Consider the following 17,968-nt stretch of genomic DNA (forward strand, 5'->3'; position numbering starts at 1 on the left):
ACTCGCGATGGATCTGACTAGGATAGAACACTTAACCCGTTTAATTTACTTAGATGCACATAAAGTTGAGGAAACTCATACATCTCATCAATTTGGAATTAAACGGGTTTTAAGCAAAGGATTTGCCGATTTGTTTCAAATAAAACAAATAGCTATTGGAACATTAAATCAAGGGGAAGATATAGCGGAGCATGTTCACTTAGATATGGACGAGCATTATTATTTTCTGGAAGGTGAGGGAAAGATGTTTGTAAATGGGCATGAGTTTGCGCTGAAGGAAGGAATTTTTTTAAATGTTCCGGCAACGGCCAATCACAGTCTCATCTGTAACACGGGAACACTCCGTTTCCTTTACTTTTCCATGGCAGTTGCTGAGAAGGCTATTTAGACATTGAAACAGCTTAAAACACATCCGGCGAATTTTAACAATGCTAATTTTAGCCAACAACCATAAGCAGATCGGCTATTTAAGACAGCGACAATTTCACATTAAAATATCATGACCCAAGATTTTATCACAACAAAAATCCAAGATAGTATTTCAGTAAAGGTCGCGCTCGCTGCCGACGAAGCGTTAATGAAGTTAATTGAAACAGCATCAGAAAAAATAACTGGATGCTTTCAAAATGACGGAAAAGTATTGTTTTGTGGCAATGGGGGAAGCGCAGCTGATGCCCAGCACCTGGCAGCGGAGTTTTCCGGAAGATTTTATATTGACCGGGAGCCTCTTTATGCAGAAGCACTGCATGTTAATAGCTCTTATATCACGGCAGTTGCCAACGACTATTCTTATGATGATATTTATGCACGTTTGATAAAAGCTAAAGCCAGAAAGGGAGATGTGTTGGTAGGGATTTCGACCTCTGGTAATTCTGAAAATATTATAAGGGCATTTAAGGAGGCAAAGAAAAAAGATGTGTTTACCATCGCTTTAACTGGACAATCCGGCGGCAAGATGAAAAGTGAAGTTGACATCCTAATCAATGTGCCTTCCAGTGACACCCCAAGGATTCAGGAAAGTCATATTTTGATTGGTCATATTATTTGCGAAATAGTTGAAAACGCGATATTTAAAACCAAAAATGATTAAAGAAGCAATTGTATTAGCCGGCGGCTTTGGCACAAGGCTCCAGTCGGTTGTAAAGGATGTTCCCAAACCAATGGCGATAGTTGCAGGTAAGCCCTTTCTGAGTCATGTTTTACATTTTTTAAAAAAAAATAATGTAAAAAAGGTTGTTTTAGCTGTAGGCTATAAATATCAATTTATAGAATCCTATGTCATGGATAATTTACAAGATATTGACTTGGAGGTTAAGTTTAGTATTGAAAATGAGCCTCTTGGAACAGGTGGGGGGATATATCAGGCCTTTAATCAAATCTCTGGAGAATCCGCATTCGTTTTAAACGGAGATACCTTTTTTGATACGCCGCTGCAAGATTTAGCGCATGTTATGGAAGCCAATGATGCGGAAATTGTTTTTGCGCTAAAGAAAGTAGCCAATGGCGAGAGGTATGGAACGGTAAAGCTCAATGAAAATTCGAGTGTTGCCGATTTCTCGGAGAAAAGTTTTTCTGACGAAGTAGTTATAAATGGGGGACAATACCTTATGAATAGATCAATCATTGACAGATTCCCGCTAACTGGAAATTTTTCAATCGAAAAAGATGTTTTTCAAAGAGAACTGCCGCAAATTAAAGCTTTCGGGAAAATATATGATGGGATATTTATAGACATTGGTATTCCGACTGACTTTGAAAAAGCACAAAATATGTTGCAAAATGTCAGCTGATCAGAAATTGTATGATACTTTGTTCTTAGATAGGGATGGAGTAATCAACAAAAAAATCGACTACGGTTATGTACTTAAAATTGATGACATCGAAATATTAAAAGGCGTGCCCGATTTTTTGCTAAAGATTAAAAGTTCATTCAGACGAATTGTGATAGTCACCAACCAACGTTGTGTGGGTCGAAAGTTGATCTCCATTTCAACATTAGAGGTCATTAACACAAAAATTAATTCGCTTACCGGTAATTATATAGACCGGTTTTACGTCTGTCCTCATTTATCAGAAGAAAACTGCAATTGTAGAAAGCCTAAGATTGGCTTATTTTTACAGGCCCTTCGGGATTATCCTATTGATTTTGAAAATTCCTGGATGGTAGGTGATTCAGAAACTGATTTGATTCCGGCTAAGCAGCTGGGAATCAAATCAGTTTTTATTTCCAAATCATCAAGTGTGTACGCTGATATTACCGTTCCTTCAATCGTAAATTTGCTGACTGTATTTGACAAACAATCATAAATAAAGCTTTTGGTTTATTTTACCAGAAATTATTATAAGCTCCGTTCCAGTTTCTGTAATCTCCAGCTTTTCCAGTAGCTTTGTATAATGTATTACTGTAAGCATAATTGTTGTTAACTGATTGGCCTTCAAAAAATACAGTTCCCGTATCACCGCCTCCTTTAGCAGTGATGGTATTTCCTGTTACTTTGTTTTTGATACTTGAAGACTGAAAATATAAAACACTTCCGCTGGTGCTGCTCTGCATTATATTTCCGGAAATAATACCGTCGTAACAGTTAGTAAATCTGGCGTTTTGTCCATCCGTTTTCATCGTATTATTTTCAATAAAATACGCATGCGTATCAGCTAAATCAATCGCTCGGATTTTAGTTTTGTCGGTTGCACTTCCGGTCAGATTAAAAGTGTTATTTTCAATGTACCACATTGATTTTTGTGGTTGATTTCTTAGAGAAGATTCCGCAGGTGTGGGCCCCGAGCCCAGAATTCCGGTAAATCCGTAAGTATTTGAGGTGAAAGTATTTCCGTTTGTCTGTAAATTGACAGCTCCTGCATTCTCGATGCCGTAATAAACACTTCCAGTTGTGTTCATTCTCATGTTTAAGAAATAGTTATTATTCACTACGCCATTTAAACTATAGCCCGTTAGAGATACACAAGATGAAGCAGGACCCTTTTGTATGGTTCCCACATCCTCAAACTTGTTATTTGTAATGTTGTAATTGGTGATTCTGGCTATCATGGGCACATAGAGGTTGTTTTGAAGTTCAACACCAAACCTGCCTATGCTTTTGAATGTATTGTTATTGATAACAATGTTTTTCGCTACGGCATTTACACCTTCACTAACAACTTTTATTGCATCGCACAAAGTATTTGGGTTTGAAAAGGAGCAATCATGAATTGCTATTGTATTCATGATGTCGTTGATCCCATAGTTAGCAACAAAAATTAACCCTTCGGTGTCCTCAATTGCGCTTACTTTGGTAGATTGAAATGTAATAAAGCTAATATCTATATCAGATGTGGTGCCGTAAATTTCAATTATTTTGTTTTGATTAGTAACAAATACAGTACCCGGCTCTGCATAAATTTTTAAGTTATTAATGTTTTTTATGCTAACGAAATTGGTGAACTTGTAAGTCGCTTTTGGAAAATACAGTGTTACATTGCTTTTTATCAATGCCTGTACGTTTTTACTGTTGTCGGCAGGATCGTTTTTAGTGACAGTAGTTACAGCAGCTGCGAATGATGACATTGTCGTATTTCCTACACTTAGTGCGGGCGCCTTATCGGCTTGATCAACGGTAGTTGAATTTTTTTTGCAACTATAAAAGGATAAAGCGAATAACATTAATAGAATAGTTTTCACAGGGGGACTTGTAAATGATTTAATCATAGCAATAGGGGGATTTGCGGCTATACGTTTTTAAATTAAAATTGTTTCAAAATTGTTACATTATTTATTACAGACCCGTAACGCTAATTTTTTTTTAAAATTGTTTAATTAAATAAAAAAATAATTCCGGCGTTTTTTAATTTAAAATATTCGTGGATTAACAAACTATGAATGGTATCGATCCGCCATGAATTTACTTTAATAATTTAATATTTTATTAATTAATGATGGCTTGGTTGGCTGTCAATTATTTCTTCTTAACAATGAGGCTTCCTTATTTTGCTTTTTACTTAAATATTCTGAGATCTAAATAGCGAAATTCCGTAGCTGATGCATAAAAATATTTCACCCTTAAGTATTTGATGTTAATTTTTCTTGACTAAATAAATTTTAGCCGAACTTATAATATTAATCGAACCAAACTCGATAATAAACTAATATTTTAAATATTTTATTAATAATTACGTATAAACATGTTTTGTATTTAATAATTAATCATATCTTTATAATATTAAGATTCTCAAATTAACACCAATGAATTTGATAATCCTAAACTTCTAAAAGATGCCAATTAAAAACTTAAATGAATTTATTCCTTTTGTGGCAGATGAATGGGCTGGTATGTTGCAAGTTAATCTTCCACATGATATCAATACGGCCCCAACAAGTGATAGCAATTATGAAATAATTGAATTTCCAATAGATCTGATTTCTGTTCAGCAATTTAAACAACAAAATTTCGAAATTTCTGTAGCATTCAAGCAGATATTATTGTTGGCTTTTCAAATAATGTTATTTCGTAATAGCGATCAGTATGACATTGGCTTTGGGATTTATGTTGACGGTTCCATCTTGCCCCTGCACGTTCACCTTGAAGGCGAAATGGTTCTAAACGATGCCCACGTTGCATTGGAAGAAAACTTGCAGAAAAGTTTTAATTTCCGAGATATATCTGGAAGTATTGTAGGATTGGTTAATTGTCTGTTTTTGTTTGATCAATTAAATGAATCGTTTGATGGAACCAGGTTTAATGATTTTAAATTTGATTTAGTTTTTGGGTTCTTTGAAAAAGACGGCAATTTCTTCGGAAGATTTTTTTATGAAACCAATTCATTAAGTCGCCATGTAGTTACATCAATGGCCGGGCATTATCTGAAAATTACGAATTCCATTGTTGCGGGAGACAACGTTAAAATAGGGGCGATACCAATTTTGTCAGAGGAAGAAAGCAACGCATTACTTAAGTTTAATGATACTGTTGAATTTTACCCCCAAGAAAAAACTATACACCAATTGTTTGAAGAACAGGTGTTTAAAACGCCTGATAATATTGCTCTTTATCTTTACGACTTCACTTTAACCTATTCAGAGTTAAATAAAATTGCAAATCGCTTAGCAAGACTACTTATAAAAAAAGGATTGCAGATTGGTGAAAATGTAGCAATCATGACCGGTCGTAATTTTAACATGATAATAGGCATGTATGGCATTTTAAAAGCTGGCGGAACTTACATCCCTGTAGATCCGGATTATCCTCTCGACCGTCAAAATTATATCTTGTCCAATTCTGCTATCTCGTTGGTGATTACTGACCAGGATTATGCCGATGATTTAAATATATCAGGTATTGAATATTTAAACCTTAATTCACTTCCGTTAGACGATTTTCAAGATGATAATCTTCTAATTCCCGTGAAAAGTACTCAATTAGCCTATTGTATTTATACATCTGGTTCTACAGGTAGGCCAAAAGCGGTTATGATAGAACATCATTCGGTAGTCAATTTAGTATTATGGGTGAACAACACTTTCAACGTATGCACTGAGGATCGTTTGCTTTTTATTACCTCTATGTGTTTCGATTTGTCGGTGTATGATATATTCGGGATGTTGGCAACCGGAGGGGCATTAGTTATAGCCAATCAACATCAAATAAACAACTTTAACGAGTTGCAATTGATGTTCAAAAAATACAAAATTACTTTTTGGGATTCGGTACCCTCTACTCTGGATTATCTGATCCGTGAACTGGAAGTCGGAAGTTTGGATTTTAGTCAAAACAACCTGAGAATTGTACTTTTGAGTGGTGATTGGATACCTGTTCAGCTTTCTGAAAGGGTGAAAGTTTATTTTCCTAATGCCAGAGTAATCAGTTTGGGTGGGGCTACCGAGGCCACTGTGTGGTCAAATTTTTATCCCGTTGAAACAATTGATAAAAGCTGGAAGAGCATACCTTACGGAACACCGATAACTAACAACTTTTTTTATATCTTAAATGAACAGTTGCAGCCGGTACCGCGAGGTGTAACCGGTCATTTATTTATTGGTGGCGTTGGGGTTGCAAAAGGGTATGTCAACAATCCTGAGGGAACTAACAAAGCTTTCATTTCAGATCCCTTTAATCAGCGTTGCGGTGGGGTAATGTATAGGACTGGTGACCAGGGCCGATTTTTACCCAATATGAACATGGAGTTTATCGGGAGAGTTGATAACCAGGTTAAAATACGAGGTTACCGTGTGGAGCTTGGAGAGATTGAAAGCACGCTGGCTCAAAATTCAACAGTTTCCCAGGCAGTTGTGCTGGTAAAAACTGATAGCGACTCAAAAAAGTATTTAGTTGGTTATATCGTTCCAAACGGAGCTTTTGATAAAGACAGTTTAATAAACCATTTAAAAGCAAAATTGCCCGACTATATGGTTCCTCTCATTTGGATTGAGGTGGAAAAACTTCCGCTTAACATTAATGGTAAAATAGACAGGAATGCGTTAAACGCAATGACACTGCCGGAATCAATTTTAGAGCCATATCAAGAAGCGGAAACACTGGACGAAAAGATCATGACCGAAATATGGCAACAGGTTTTATCAATAGATAATATAGGAATTAACGATAACTTCTATGAAATCGGCGGCCATTCTCTTATGGCTTTGCAAATCGTGTCCCGGTTTGAAACTGCCACTGGTAAAAGACTAACCCCGGTAACCTTGTTTAGAAATCCAACTATAGCCTTACTGTCTATGGCTGTAAAAAACAAGACGTATGACAGCAAATGGAAGTCACTTATACCGATTAAAGCAACTGGAAATAAAAATCCCTTGTATATTGTTCACGGTAATGGCTTATATGCGGTTGGTTTCAGCGAACTTGCTAAAAATGTAGATGTTGAACAGCCTGTCTTTGGCTTGCAGCCGAAAGAAGTTAATGATGCCGATAACAAAATAAAAACTTTAGCAGATATAGCTAAACTATATTTGGCGGAAGTTCTAGAGAATAATCCAACGGGACCTTATTTGCTTGCTGGTTATTCCTTCGGAGGATTTGTAGCCGTTGAGATGGAACGGCAGTTGACGGCAATGGGGAAAGATGTTAAAATGTTAGCAATATTTGATACAAATGCCGAGAATAGCATTTATAATAAACCCATAAAATCAATATTATGGCGGAAAATTTTCCGACAGTTTCCCAAAATATTATGGGGAGCCAAATCTATGGTTTTAGAAAACGTCCCCTTTTTTAAATTCCATTATCACTATTATATAAAAGCAATAAGGAAACAACTCGGCAAAGTTGCCCCTACCGAATTAACTGAAACCGAAAATCTTCATCGACAAATATTAGAAGAGAATTTAAATTATTATGAGGCCTGGAGGTCTTATGTTTTGGACCCGGTTACAACTAAAATACACCTCTTCAAGGCCAAACGTCAGTATAATTATGCTGATGATTTTAAATATCTGGGATGGAAAAAAATTGCTAAAGGTGGGTTAGAGCTTTACGATGTACCTGGCGACCATAACAGTATCCTTCAAAATCCCAATGTTTTGGAATTCGGAAGGATATTACAATCTGCAATCGATAAGTGTGCTGAATAATTTGAATGGATAAATCTATTGTTGGGTATTATGATTATTGATTTTTCCTGCAGTGCGCCCGCTTGAGAATCTCAGCAATGAACCAAATCTATATACGGTGAGATATTCTGCCAAATAGCATTAAATCCCTAAAAAATATCCTTAGTCCTACCGATAAACTTAAGGCACGCATTAGTCTTCGGATTGAGCTTTTTAAGGCCGGCCCTGTTACGGTATCTTCTATACTTTTCGGCTGATGAAACACTACTTGTTTATATAAACACAGTTTTAAACATTTAACAATCTAAACTAAAAACAAATGGAAAATAAAAAACATGAGGACCATGACTTCTTAATCGTGGTGATAATCCTTTCTCTTTTTATTGTGGGATGCATTTTAGGTTCTTAGCTTAAAAAATGAAAGTAATACAAACGTAACGGGAATAGCCATAGCTCATCTGCATTGATCCATGTTATGAATTGATTAACAACAGTATTCATTATGAAATATGTGTAAATTATTAATGATAGATGATAACGAGCTAGAGCATCTTATTGTTCAAAGATATTTGGATAAACTCGATTTATTTCAATCAGTCGAGCATAGTCTGGATGCGAAAGCTTCACTTAAGTCTATTGAATTGAACAAGTCAAATATGGGAATGCTGCCAGATCTGATTTTTCTGGATTTAAGAATGCCAGGGTTTAGTGGCTGGGATTTTTTAAATCGATTTCAAATGATCTACGGAAATATTGTAAAGAAAATTGATATATACGTGATTTCCTCTTCCATTGATATGAACGATATTTTGACTTCTAAAACGTTTGATTTTGTGAAAGCTTATTACAGTAAACCGTTGAACAAGGCACAGCTAATAGCCATTTTCTCTAAATATAAAATAAATTGATAAATACCATAAATGATGTTATCAAAGTGATTTATGCAATTCTATGTCTTGTTCATTTAATTTATATTACAGGACAGTGATTTTACTTGGCAGTCGAGGGCGTATTTGTTTACCATCCTGGATCAATAAATATGACATTCGCCTATAGACTCGGGGCAAAAATATCCGAAATTTATTAATATATATATATATATGGCAGGCATCTTTATAAACAGCTGCCTGCTTTAAAATTAGTTTCTTATCCCATGAAACTAATCAATATGGCCTTATTCCCTAAATTCTTACGATTATGTAATCGTAATTATAATAAATTAGTAAGTTAACACCTGCTAATTTCTACTTCCTCTATAAGTTGCTTCATTGTGACCATAGTCAATTGGCAAGCGTTTTATAACATCTGTTAATTTCGATTTCTTACTCTTCACTTCCTTCAATTTCCCCGGTGTTGAACTATCAGCTATCCATGAGTAAGCACCTTGTAACCCTCCATTAGTTCGGACCGGTATTTCATAAACTTATTTAATTCAAAAATATAATTATTGTTGTTGGAACTGTGGGGATGTTGGAAACTCGCCAGAGTTTTCAATATCTCCACAGTTTAGCCGCTTATACAGGTCTGGCGTTATGCCTCCCAATGCTTCATGCGGCCTGCTGTAATTGCAATCTTCCATCCATTCATCAGCTAGTACCTGCACCTGGTTGATGTCTTCAAATAAGTAAGCATCCAGTATGTTTTGAATCTTTATTTCACAAGATTTGTAAATAATCTACGTCAAAAGTGGTTAGTAATTTCGTGTGTAATAAATCGTTAATCATATAAGGTGTTGTAAGCCAATGGGTATTTAATCATGTTCGATTCTCTACGAACTTCTCACCAAAACAAGCTTTCTTTGTTAAAAAACATTCATTATATTTGTATAACAAGTTCATTGACTATCATTTATACGGATAAACAAACTTCAAAAGCCACTAAAGAAAAGCACATTAAATGTGCCCTACTCGGTGCCCGTTATTGTTTGTTTTCGATATAACGTATTGAATATCATAGATATAAATGGTTGGATCATCATCCTGCCATCCCGACAAAAAGCGATACCAACAAGTATCAAAACCCTGTATATCTCTGATATACAGGGTTTTTTGTTTTATACAAATCCTTTTCAGTACATACTATTCCCTGCTTTATGCGAACAAAAAGGTGAACAGATTTCGTTTTTTAGATTTGTTCACCAGAAAGGGTCTAACCTACTGATGTACAGTTAATTGCATCATTTAAAATTAGACTAAAAAGGACGCATTTAGATCACTTTTTTTCCTTTCCCGTGAACAGTTTTGGCCATAACAGTTCAAAACAATTTTTAATTAATCTAAAAATCTGGAAAAGATGAGGACAAGTAACACATTCGGAATTCACTTCGTATTGAGGGAAAACCGTGGAAAGAATGGATTATCAGCTATTTACATGCGGATAGTCGTGAACAAAAGCCGCTCAGAGGTGGCATTAAAGCGGCAGGTCGCCTCCGGCGATTGGAGCGAAGCCAAAGGCTTGGCAAAACCCAAAAACGACGATCTGCGCAAATTAAACACCCACCTGGAACAGCTTCGCGGGATGATGGCCAGCCATTACCAGGACCTGCAATTGCAAAAAAAAGTAATCACCGCCGAGGTTTTGAAGAACCTTTTTTCCGGTGTCAAAGATTCGGAACACACCCTGCACACCATTGTCGAATACCATAATACCAATATGAAAGAGGTATTGGCACCCGGCACCATGAAAAACTACTACACGACCGCGGGCTATCTCAAAGAGTTTGTGCAATTGCAATTTCGCCGTTCCGACATCTACCTTTCTGAACTGGACTATAGCTTTATCAATAAGCTGGAGCATTTTTTAAGGAAGCGCGTACCGTCTGACCATCAAAAGAAATTAGAGAATAATGGTTTGATGAAACACCTGGAACGGTTCCGTAAGATTATTCGCCTGGCCGTGAAAATGGGCTGGCTCGATAAAGACCCGTTTTCTATGTTCCAGCTTAAATTCAATAAAACCGAACGTGGTTATTTGACGACCGCAGAATTAACCAGGCTGGAAAATAAAAAGCTGACTATTGAGCGAATCGCTTACGTGCGCGATTTATTCGTACTAAGTTGTTATACCGGGCTGGCCTATATAGATGTCATGGAGTTAACCCCCGATAATTTAGTACATGGTATTGATAATAACCAATGGATCAAAACTACCCGCGAGAAAACGAGAATACCTGTTAACGTGCCCCTGCTGCCCCAGGCAGCGAAGGTCATTGCAAAATATAAGACCCATCCAAAGGCCGTGGCTGGTGGTACTTTATTACCACACATCTCCAATCAAAAACTGAATAGCTATTTAAAAGAAGTAGCGGACCTCTGCGACATCAATAAAACCCTGACCTATCACGTAGCCCGCCACACTTTCGCGACTGCGGTAACGCTCTCTAATGGCGTCCCTATCGAAACGGTAAGTAAGATGCTTGGCCATACTACTATAAGGACAACGCAGATCTATGCCAAAGTTGTTGAGCGAAAGGTTAGTGACGATATGAATGTACTTAGGGACAAACTGGCACCTCAACAAGTAGCAGCCAGACCAGCTAAACGTAAATCCAACAAAGTAAGTAACCTCAAAAAAGCAAGTTAATCATGCCATCGCCACAAACTTTAATAAACCTATTAACCGGTAAAGTTTTCAAAATTCGCGGCCAGGTCGTAGTATTTGATTTTGATGCCGCCGCATTGTATGAAGTAAACATCGCTGTTTTACATAAGGCAGTAACGAAACATTCCCAGCGTTTTCCTAACGACTTTATGTTTTGGCTTACACCCGAGGAATGGCAAGAAATAGCAGAGCAAATATCTCCTGGGCTTTCAAAGACAAAACTCCTACCGCCTTTGGCCTTTACCAACGGCGGGCTGTTTATGCTATCCAGTGTGTTAAAAGGACCAAGAGCCGCACAGGTCAGTGTCCTGATTATTGAGTCATTATTTTCTTATAAAAAGATAATTGATACCAACCGATAAATGAATAATAAATTAAATCATCAAAAGTTCTCTTTTTGTGAACTTTTATTTAAATTTGTACAAGGATGAAAATTCATCTGATTAAAAAACAGACGCTGGAAGATTTCGCGCGTCAGCATCCGAGAGGCCGGGTGCCGCTTGGAGATTGGACAGAGAAACTAAAATTTGCGGATTGGAAAAAGCCGGGTGATATCAAATACACTTTTAGCGCGGCAGATCTTTTGGGCAAAAGCAGTAATAGGGTCGTATTTGATATTGGCGGCAATAATTACCGGATGATCTGCAAATATGTTTTCGGTGCGGTGCAGGTTCATCTATTTATCTGTTGGATCGGCACCCATGCTGAATATGATAAGTTATGCAAACAGGGGTTACAGTACACCATTAATTTATATTAAGATGGAAGCGACAAAATTGAAATACACGATCATCAAAAAAAGGGATCAATACGATGAGTATTGCAGGAACCTGGAGGCGTTATTAGGTTCGGAGGTAGACGCTTATGTGCAGGATGAAATTGATCTGCTTACTTTATTGATTGAAACCTATGATGAAGCGCATAGCGCGTTTACAGCACTCGACCCTATCGCTTTGTTGCGTTCATTCATGGCAGAACATCATTTAAAACCACAGCAATTGGTTGACCTATTGGGTGTTAGTAAAGGCTATATTTCTGATATTTTGAATTATAAAAAAGGCTTATCAAAAGAGGTGATCCGCAAACTGGCAACTCACTTCAAAGTAAGACAAGAAGCATTTAACCGGCCTTATAAATTAAAAATAGCAAGTACCCGGCCGGAGTTTAATATCAGTAAATCAATAACCCAGCACGCAGCTAACCATCAATAGAAGGAAGAATAGCGATAACTGTTCAGGTTTGATTTTGCCGCTGGGTTTAGCGGCGTAAAGGGGTCACAGTTAGTGACCCCTTTTTTATTTTTGATCTATTTTAATTCATATGGGTTTATCAGGATAAAAAAAACGCTCAACCCATTCCAAAGTTGTCTTTTCATCATTCGGCCGATCCTGAAATTTGAGGCCCGATAAATCGAAAAGATATGGAAACAACATTTCAGCGAACAAAAACAACAGGTACGGTGCCCACCAGGGACCAAATTGTGACCCAAGGCGATCTTTTAGAATTAAAAGAAGATATGCTCCAGGAACTTAAACGCATTATCAAGGAATGCGTTAGTGGCCAGCCCGGCAAAAAATGGCTTAAATCGGCCGAAGTTAAAAAACTACTCGGTATCTCTCATGGCTTTCTGCAATCATTAAGGGATAGTGGCGTGCTGCCCTTCACTAAGATCGGCGGCTCCATTTATTACGACTATGAGGATATCACCTTTATGATGTCAACCAATAAAAGCGCTTAACTTATGGAATTTAAACGTAAAGCAAAACGCTTCAAAGCGAAGATCAGGGCACAAGCGGTTAAACTGCTTCCCTCAACAAAAGGTTTCGGTTATGAAATGCCGCCCGAAAAAATACTGGTAGAAATTTACTTTGACCAAAAAGGCTATCCGGCACAGGCCCGTGACTTCTATCAATTTTACGACCAGGCCAATTGGAGCAGCCCCAAAGGAACACCCTTCCGCAACTGGAAGCTGCTGGCCAGCGACTGGCTGTTCAATTACCAGCAGGAGCTTAAACTGGCAAAACGTCTGCGCACTAACGGATTATTTTCCGGCGGCTTTTAAGCCGCTTGTTCGGCAATCTATAATTATAAATAACTGCAATTCTATATTTCTATAAATCTATAATTCTAACAACATGGCAAAGATCATCACCATAGCCCACCAAAAAGGCGGTGTCGGCAAAAGCACGTTAGCGATCAACCTGGCACTCTGTTTTCAGGATCAATTATCAGTTGCATTGGTTGACACCGATTTACAAGGGAGTTTATACCATAGCCGGGACGATTTCCCGAAGTTAGTTATCATTGGCGCAGATACGCTGGCCGATATTGAAAAACTGGCTTACGATCTGGTCATCGTGGACACGCCACCTTACCTGTCCAATAAACTGCCCGAATTATTCCTGCACTCCGATTTTATTTTGGTGCCTACAAAAGCCGGCTTTTTCGACGTCATGGCGATCCGTTCTACCATCGCTTTAATTCAGGAGGCGATGGCAAAGTCTGCTGGCATCCGCGCCGGTATCGTGCTGAACATGGTTAAGCACCGTTCCGGTATTACCACAGATGTACGGGGGCTTTTGGAGACATTGGACGTGCAATTATTAACAACGGTGATCCATGACCGGGTAAGCATTGCCCGTTCTCCTATGACAGGAGGAGTGCTACAAAGCGGCGACCAAAAAGCAAAAGACGAGGTTACTTCGCTTGCCGAGGAGATTGTCGATCTGATCAGCGTATAGAATTATAGAATGCTATTTAGCTATCATTCTATAATTCTAAAGGTCTGCATTTATAGGATGTTAGGTTTCTATAAGTATAGCAAGCTACAATTCTATATTTCTATAAATACAACGCAACAATTGTAGAAATCTACAAATCTATAAAATATGACAATGGATAAATATAAAGATAAGCTGGGTGGGCTGGCCAATAAATTGAAACAGGAACGGCCCAAAATACCTATCCAGGAAGTACAGCCGGTAAAGGCCAAAGCTGTTGTAAAAGCCGTCGAAGTGCAGTTTAATAACTGGATACCTAAAACGCTTTTAAAGCGCGTAAAGGCTTTTGGGGTCGAATACGATATCTCCCTGAAAGATATCAATATCGAGGCGCTTGAACTTTATCTCAGCCGTAAGGTGGGCCAGCTTTAAACAAACTAAAATGCCGATAAAACACTGACAGCAGGATTAAACTGCCCGCTGCGCAGCAGTTAGCAAGATGTACAATTGTGTCACAATTGAATCTTGCCCTCCGCGCCGGGGCGGCTGCGGGTCCAGGCAAAAAGCCTCCGAAGTCGGCTTTTTAAAGAAGAGAATAATGGCTACACAGGAAGACAAACGTATACAATGGAAGAATCTCCGCTTTAAACCGGAGGAATATCAATTGCTCGAAAAGCAGTTCAAAAAAACCAATTTCCGCAAGCTAAGTGAATATATGCGCAGTGTGCTTTTGGATAAGCCGGTGACGGTCAATTACCGGGATAAAGCTATGGACGATGTGCTTGAGGAAATGATACTGCTGCGGCAGGAATTGAACGCTATCGGCAATAACTTGAACCAGGCGATGCGCAGTATCAACAGCGCTCATGGGAATGCTGATACCAGGCTTTGGATGAATTTACTAAGTGTGATCAACACGAAACTTGAGCCAGCCATTAATCAGATAAAAGAACGGATGAACCAATACGCGGATATATGGTCGCAAAAATTAAGAGCGGCAAAAGCCTGATCGGCGCGCTCAACTACAACGAGAACAAAGTTAAGCAAGGTAAGGCAATGCTGATAGCGGCAGTCAAATACTTTAAAGACCCGAATGACTTGTCTTTCAATGATAAGCTTTTCAGGCTAACTGATCTTGCTTCGATGAACCAGCGTTCCAAAACCAATACGGTTCATATCTCTTTGAATTTTCCAAATGGGGAAAATTTAGCAGATGATATCTTGCAGGAAATCGTAAAAGATTATCTGCATGGAGTTGGCTTTTCAACGCAGCCCTATTTGGTTTATCGCCATGAAGATGCCGGGCATCCGCATATTCATATCGTCACCACCAACATCAAACGGGATGGCGAACGGATCAGCTTGCATTACCTGGGCCAGAATGAATCTGAAAAAACACGTAAGGCCATTGAAATTAAATACGGCCTGGTTAAAGCCGATGAGCAAACCAAACAAAAGCCAAATCTGAAAGCCGACGTTTCAGCCGCCGAATATGGCAAAGCTGAAACCAAACGGGCCATTACAAATATCCTGGGTTTTGTACTAAGGGCTTACAAATTCACCAGCATTCCCGAATTTAACGGTGTTCTGGGGGTATACAATATCCAGGCTGACCGGGGTTCCAAAGATTCCCGCATGTATGCCCGTGAAGGTTTGGTTTATTGGGTACTGGATAAGAAGGGCAATAAAGTTGGTGTGCCGATAAAGGCCAGCACCGTCTATGGTAAACCGGCGCTGAAAACTTTGGAAGAGAAATTCAAGCTTAATGCGCAACTGCGCAAGCCATTCAAAGATGAGCTTATCAAAATATTGGATGGCATTTTAATCAAACCGCTAACCAAGGGTGAGTTTCAAAAGGCTTTGCGAGAAAAAGGTGTCCAGTGCATCCTGCGTCAAAACGACGAAGGCCGCATTTACGGCGTGACCTTTATTGATCAGAAGAATAAGGCGGTGTTTAACGGTAGCGACTTAGGCAAAGCTTATAGCGCCAATCAGATCAGCGCACAATTATCACCAGACCCGGTTAAACCCAAATTCCAACATCAACATGAAGCACAGGCCAATAATGAATTCAGCGAAGCCTTAGCAGGCGATAAACTCATAAATGTGTTGATCGCCCCAGAACTTGAAGATCTGGCCGCGCTCAACAAATTCAAAAAGAAGAAACGCAAAGGACTAAATCTATACCACTATGCAAACCGGAGAAAACGAACAGGCCCTCAGAAAGATCATCGACTTTACCAGGCTACTTAGCATAGCCATCCTGCTTATTCATTTATATTTAACCTGTTATCCGACATTTCAGGAATTTAAACTTACACACAAAGTCGTCGATCATATTCTTTTACCACTGTCCAAAATGGCGATCTTCAAAACGATACTGGCTGCAAAACTCAGCGCCCTCGGCCTGATGATTGTTTCACTTATCGGTAGTAAAGGCAAGCGTGATGATAAGATCAGGCCAAAAACCATTGTGACTTATTGCATTACAGGCTTACTCATCTTTTTTTTCAGTAGCTATTTAATTGCCTGGCCCTGGATCTATATCGGCGCAACGTCATTCGGTTATTTATTATTTATGACAGGGGGCGGGTTATTATTCAGGATGCTGAAACTCAAACTGGGCGGGGATATCTTCAATAAAGAGAACGAAACCTTCCCGCAGGAAGAACGACTACTGGAAAATGAGTATTCCATTAACTTGCCGGCTAAATATCAACTCAAAGGAAAAGAGCGGAACAGTTGGATCAATATCATTAACCCTTTCCGTGGTACTTTAGTTGGCGGTAGCCCCGGTGCTGGTAAATCTTATTTTGTCATAAGGCACATCATTACGCAGCATATCCGCAAAGGCTTCAGCATGCTCATCTATGACTTTAAATATGATGACCTTTCCAGAATCGCTTATAATGCACTACGGCAACACGGCGGACGTTCCTTTTACGTCATCAATTTCGAAAACATCATGCACCGTAGTAACCCGCTGGAGCCTGATACGATGCTGGATATTACTGATGCCATAGAATCAGCCCGTACCATTATGCTTGGGTTAAACCGGGAATGGATAAAAAAACAAGGTGATTTCTTCGTGGAATCACCCATCAATTTTGTCACGGCACTCATCTGGTTCCTCAAGAAATATCAAGACGGCAAGTATTGCACGCTGCCGCATGTGATCGAATTGTCCTTAGTGGATTACAAAGACCTGTTTGCTGTATTAAGCGTTGAACCAGAGATCGAAGTACTGATCAATCCGTTTATTTCGGCTTGGAAAAACGAGGCGTATGAACAACTGGAAGGACAGATCGCCAGTGCCAAGATCAGTTTGGCCCGATTATCTTCTCCTCAATTATATTATGTGCTGAGTGGTAATGATTTTTCACTGGATATCAATAATCCTAAAAATTCCAAAGTGGTGTGCCTGGCTAATAATCCGCAGAAATCGCAGGTCTATGGCGCGGTACTCTCGCTTTACGTCAATCGCATCAATAAGTTGGTGAACCGGAAAAATCAACAGAAATGCAGCCTGATCTTTGATGAGTTCCCCACCATTTATTTTAACGGCATTGATAACCTCATTGCCACCGCGCGTTCAAATCGAGTAGCCGTTACTTTGGCTGTCCAAGATTATAGTCAACTCAAAAAAGATTACGGGCGTGAGCAGGCTGAAGTGATCATGAATATCGTTGGCAATATGGTTTGCGGACAGGTCACCGGCGATACCGCCAAACAACTTTCCGAGCGTTTCGGCAAGATCAACCAAGTCAAAGAGAGTGTGTCCGTTAATGCTACCGACACTTCAGTTAGCCGATCTACCCAGTTGGACTATGCTATACCTGCATCCAAAATAGCGGGGCTATCGTCTGGTGAATTTGTTGGCATGGTGGCCGATGACCCTACCAATAAGATAGACCTCAAAACTTTTCATTGCCAGATCCAAAATGACCATGAAGCCATTAAACAAGAAGAAGCAACCTACCAGGGAATACCCGCCCCGCGATGTGTCAGTCCAAACGAAGTGCTGATGAATTACCAGCGGATCAAAGAGGATATCAAAAATTTAGTCGAATGCATTGTTATAAATTAATAT

The 17,968-nt window shown here is 38.9% G+C and carries 19 protein-coding genes; 17 read left to right on the forward strand and 2 right to left on the reverse strand.

Annotated elements, in window-relative coordinates; translation table 11 throughout:
• Nucleotides 1–7 precede the first annotated feature (7 nt).
• The 4 genes from BLS59_RS09575 to BLS59_RS09590 all read left to right on the forward strand — a co-directional run bounded on the left by BLS59_RS09575 (nucleotide 8) and on the right by BLS59_RS09590 (nucleotide 2,307).
• Nucleotides 8–388: a cupin domain-containing protein gene (locus BLS59_RS09575; protein ID WP_091148308.1), complete on the forward strand. Its 381-nt coding sequence runs from the start codon at nucleotides 8–10 to the stop codon at nucleotides 386–388.
• Nucleotides 389–499: 111 nt separating this feature from the next.
• Entirely contained in the window at nucleotides 500–1,090 is a 591-nt protein-coding gene (locus tag BLS59_RS09580) for a D-sedoheptulose-7-phosphate isomerase (protein WP_091148311.1), read from the forward strand.
• Nucleotides 1,083–1,790: a nucleotidyltransferase family protein gene (locus BLS59_RS09585; RefSeq protein WP_091148313.1), complete on the forward strand. Its 708-nt coding sequence runs from the start codon at nucleotides 1,083–1,085 to the stop codon at nucleotides 1,788–1,790. Before BLS59_RS09580 ends, BLS59_RS09585 begins: the two co-directional genes overlap by 8 nt.
• Complete coding sequence (locus BLS59_RS09590) at nucleotides 1,780–2,307, forward strand: D-glycero-alpha-D-manno-heptose-1,7-bisphosphate 7-phosphatase (RefSeq protein ID WP_091148322.1); 528 nt, start codon at nucleotides 1,780–1,782, stop codon at nucleotides 2,305–2,307. Before BLS59_RS09585 ends, BLS59_RS09590 begins: the two co-directional genes overlap by 11 nt.
• A gap of 19 nt (nucleotides 2,308–2,326) precedes the next feature.
• Here BLS59_RS09590 and BLS59_RS09595 read toward each other — a convergent pair whose 3' ends face one another.
• On the reverse strand, nucleotides 2,327–3,679 hold the full coding sequence (locus BLS59_RS09595; RefSeq protein ID WP_143014088.1) for a hypothetical protein: 1,353 nt from the start codon (nucleotides 3,677–3,679) through the stop codon (nucleotides 2,327–2,329).
• Nucleotides 3,680–4,270: 591 nt separating this feature from the next.
• Between BLS59_RS09595 and BLS59_RS09600 the strand changes: the two genes are divergently transcribed.
• Complete coding sequence (locus BLS59_RS09600) at nucleotides 4,271–7,579, forward strand: non-ribosomal peptide synthetase (RefSeq protein WP_091148324.1); 3,309 nt, start codon at nucleotides 4,271–4,273, stop codon at nucleotides 7,577–7,579.
• Between the two features lie 503 nt (nucleotides 7,580–8,082).
• Entirely contained in the window at nucleotides 8,083–8,466 is a 384-nt protein-coding gene (locus BLS59_RS09605) for a response regulator (protein WP_205411229.1), read from the forward strand.
• Between the two features lie 536 nt (nucleotides 8,467–9,002).
• On the opposite strand, the gene BLS59_RS32675 is transcribed toward BLS59_RS09605, so the two are convergent.
• Nucleotides 9,003–9,233: an integrase core domain-containing protein gene (locus BLS59_RS32675; RefSeq protein ID WP_091148331.1), complete on the reverse strand. Its 231-nt coding sequence runs from the start codon at nucleotides 9,231–9,233 to the stop codon at nucleotides 9,003–9,005.
• A gap of 617 nt (nucleotides 9,234–9,850) precedes the next feature.
• Between BLS59_RS32675 and BLS59_RS09620 the strand changes: the two genes are divergently transcribed.
• The 11 genes from BLS59_RS09620 to mobC all read left to right on the forward strand — a co-directional run bounded on the left by BLS59_RS09620 (nucleotide 9,851) and on the right by mobC (nucleotide 17,965).
• Entirely contained in the window at nucleotides 9,851–11,140 is a 1,290-nt protein-coding gene (locus tag BLS59_RS09620; protein WP_091148333.1) for a site-specific integrase, read from the forward strand.
• Nucleotides 11,141–11,142: 2 nt separating this feature from the next.
• On the forward strand, nucleotides 11,143–11,520 hold the full coding sequence (locus BLS59_RS09625) for an ORF6N domain-containing protein (protein ID WP_091148337.1): 378 nt from the start codon (nucleotides 11,143–11,145) through the stop codon (nucleotides 11,518–11,520).
• Between the two features lie 65 nt (nucleotides 11,521–11,585).
• On the forward strand, nucleotides 11,586–11,918 hold the full coding sequence (locus BLS59_RS09630) for a type II toxin-antitoxin system HigB family toxin (protein WP_091148340.1): 333 nt from the start codon (nucleotides 11,586–11,588) through the stop codon (nucleotides 11,916–11,918).
• Between the two features lies 1 nt (nucleotide 11,919).
• Complete coding sequence (locus BLS59_RS09635; RefSeq protein WP_205411230.1) at nucleotides 11,920–12,369, forward strand: helix-turn-helix domain-containing protein; 450 nt, start codon at nucleotides 11,920–11,922, stop codon at nucleotides 12,367–12,369.
• A 209-nt stretch (nucleotides 12,370–12,578) separates the two neighbouring features.
• Entirely contained in the window at nucleotides 12,579–12,896 is a 318-nt protein-coding gene (locus BLS59_RS09640; protein ID WP_091148342.1) for a helix-turn-helix domain-containing protein, read from the forward strand.
• A gap of 3 nt (nucleotides 12,897–12,899) precedes the next feature.
• Nucleotides 12,900–13,220, forward strand: a complete 321-nt coding sequence (locus BLS59_RS09645) for a hypothetical protein (RefSeq protein WP_091148343.1) — start codon at nucleotides 12,900–12,902, stop codon at nucleotides 13,218–13,220.
• 73 nt (nucleotides 13,221–13,293) lie between these two features.
• The gene (locus BLS59_RS09650) at nucleotides 13,294–13,899 is read left to right on the forward strand and encodes a ParA family protein (protein WP_091148345.1); all 606 of its coding nucleotides are present in this window, start codon (nucleotides 13,294–13,296) and stop codon (nucleotides 13,897–13,899) included.
• Nucleotides 13,900–14,052: 153 nt separating this feature from the next.
• Nucleotides 14,053–14,310, forward strand: a complete 258-nt coding sequence (locus BLS59_RS09655; protein WP_091148347.1) for a hypothetical protein — start codon at nucleotides 14,053–14,055, stop codon at nucleotides 14,308–14,310.
• A gap of 166 nt (nucleotides 14,311–14,476) precedes the next feature.
• The gene (locus BLS59_RS09660) at nucleotides 14,477–14,887 is read left to right on the forward strand and encodes a plasmid mobilization protein (RefSeq protein ID WP_091148349.1); all 411 of its coding nucleotides are present in this window, start codon (nucleotides 14,477–14,479) and stop codon (nucleotides 14,885–14,887) included.
• A complete protein-coding gene (locus BLS59_RS09665; RefSeq protein ID WP_091148351.1) occupies nucleotides 14,854–16,131 on the forward strand; it encodes a relaxase/mobilization nuclease domain-containing protein in 1,278 nt (425 codons plus the stop codon). The genes BLS59_RS09660 and BLS59_RS09665 overlap by 34 nt, the downstream gene beginning before the upstream one ends.
• Entirely contained in the window at nucleotides 16,070–17,965 is a 1,896-nt protein-coding gene (gene mobC / locus BLS59_RS09670) for a conjugal transfer protein MobC (protein WP_091148353.1), read from the forward strand. The genes BLS59_RS09665 and mobC overlap by 62 nt, the downstream gene beginning before the upstream one ends.
• The last annotated feature ends 3 nt before the right edge of the window (nucleotides 17,966–17,968 follow it).

The sequence above is a fragment of the Mucilaginibacter pineti genome, from assembly GCF_900101875.1.
GTDB classification, from domain to species: domain Bacteria; phylum Bacteroidota; class Bacteroidia; order Sphingobacteriales; family Sphingobacteriaceae; genus Mucilaginibacter; species Mucilaginibacter pineti.

Bases quoted from the DNA above. Each gene is read 5' to 3' on its own strand.
- BLS59_RS09585 (WP_091148313.1), top strand. From the start codon at position 1,083: ATGATTAAAGAAGCAATTGTATTAGCCGGCGGCTTTGGCACAAGGCTC.
- BLS59_RS09625 (WP_091148337.1), top strand. From the start codon at position 11,143: ATGCCATCGCCACAAACTTTAATAAACCTATTAACCGGTAAAGTTTTC.
- BLS59_RS09620 (WP_091148333.1), top strand. From the start codon at position 9,851: ATGAGGACAAGTAACACATTCGGAATTCACTTCGTATTGAGGGAAAAC.
- BLS59_RS09605 (WP_205411229.1), top strand. From the start codon at position 8,083: ATGATAGATGATAACGAGCTAGAGCATCTTATTGTTCAAAGATATTTG.
- BLS59_RS09645 (WP_091148343.1), top strand. From the start codon at position 12,900: ATGGAATTTAAACGTAAAGCAAAACGCTTCAAAGCGAAGATCAGGGCA.
- BLS59_RS09590 (WP_091148322.1), top strand. From the start codon at position 1,780: ATGTCAGCTGATCAGAAATTGTATGATACTTTGTTCTTAGATAGGGAT.
- mobC (WP_091148353.1), top strand. From the start codon at position 16,070: ATGCAAACCGGAGAAAACGAACAGGCCCTCAGAAAGATCATCGACTTT.
- BLS59_RS09640 (WP_091148342.1), top strand. From the start codon at position 12,579: ATGGAAACAACATTTCAGCGAACAAAAACAACAGGTACGGTGCCCACC.
- BLS59_RS09665 (WP_091148351.1), top strand. From the start codon at position 14,854: ATGGTCGCAAAAATTAAGAGCGGCAAAAGCCTGATCGGCGCGCTCAAC.
- BLS59_RS09575 (WP_091148308.1), top strand. From the start codon at position 8: ATGGATCTGACTAGGATAGAACACTTAACCCGTTTAATTTACTTAGAT.
- BLS59_RS09635 (WP_205411230.1), top strand. From the start codon at position 11,920: ATGGAAGCGACAAAATTGAAATACACGATCATCAAAAAAAGGGATCAA.
- BLS59_RS09655 (WP_091148347.1), top strand. From the start codon at position 14,053: ATGGATAAATATAAAGATAAGCTGGGTGGGCTGGCCAATAAATTGAAA.
- BLS59_RS09660 (WP_091148349.1), top strand. From the start codon at position 14,477: ATGGCTACACAGGAAGACAAACGTATACAATGGAAGAATCTCCGCTTT.
- BLS59_RS09650 (WP_091148345.1), top strand. From the start codon at position 13,294: ATGGCAAAGATCATCACCATAGCCCACCAAAAAGGCGGTGTCGGCAAA.
- BLS59_RS09600 (WP_091148324.1), top strand. From the start codon at position 4,271: ATGCCAATTAAAAACTTAAATGAATTTATTCCTTTTGTGGCAGATGAA.
- BLS59_RS09630 (WP_091148340.1), top strand. From the start codon at position 11,586: ATGAAAATTCATCTGATTAAAAAACAGACGCTGGAAGATTTCGCGCGT.
- BLS59_RS09580 (WP_091148311.1), top strand. From the start codon at position 500: ATGACCCAAGATTTTATCACAACAAAAATCCAAGATAGTATTTCAGTA.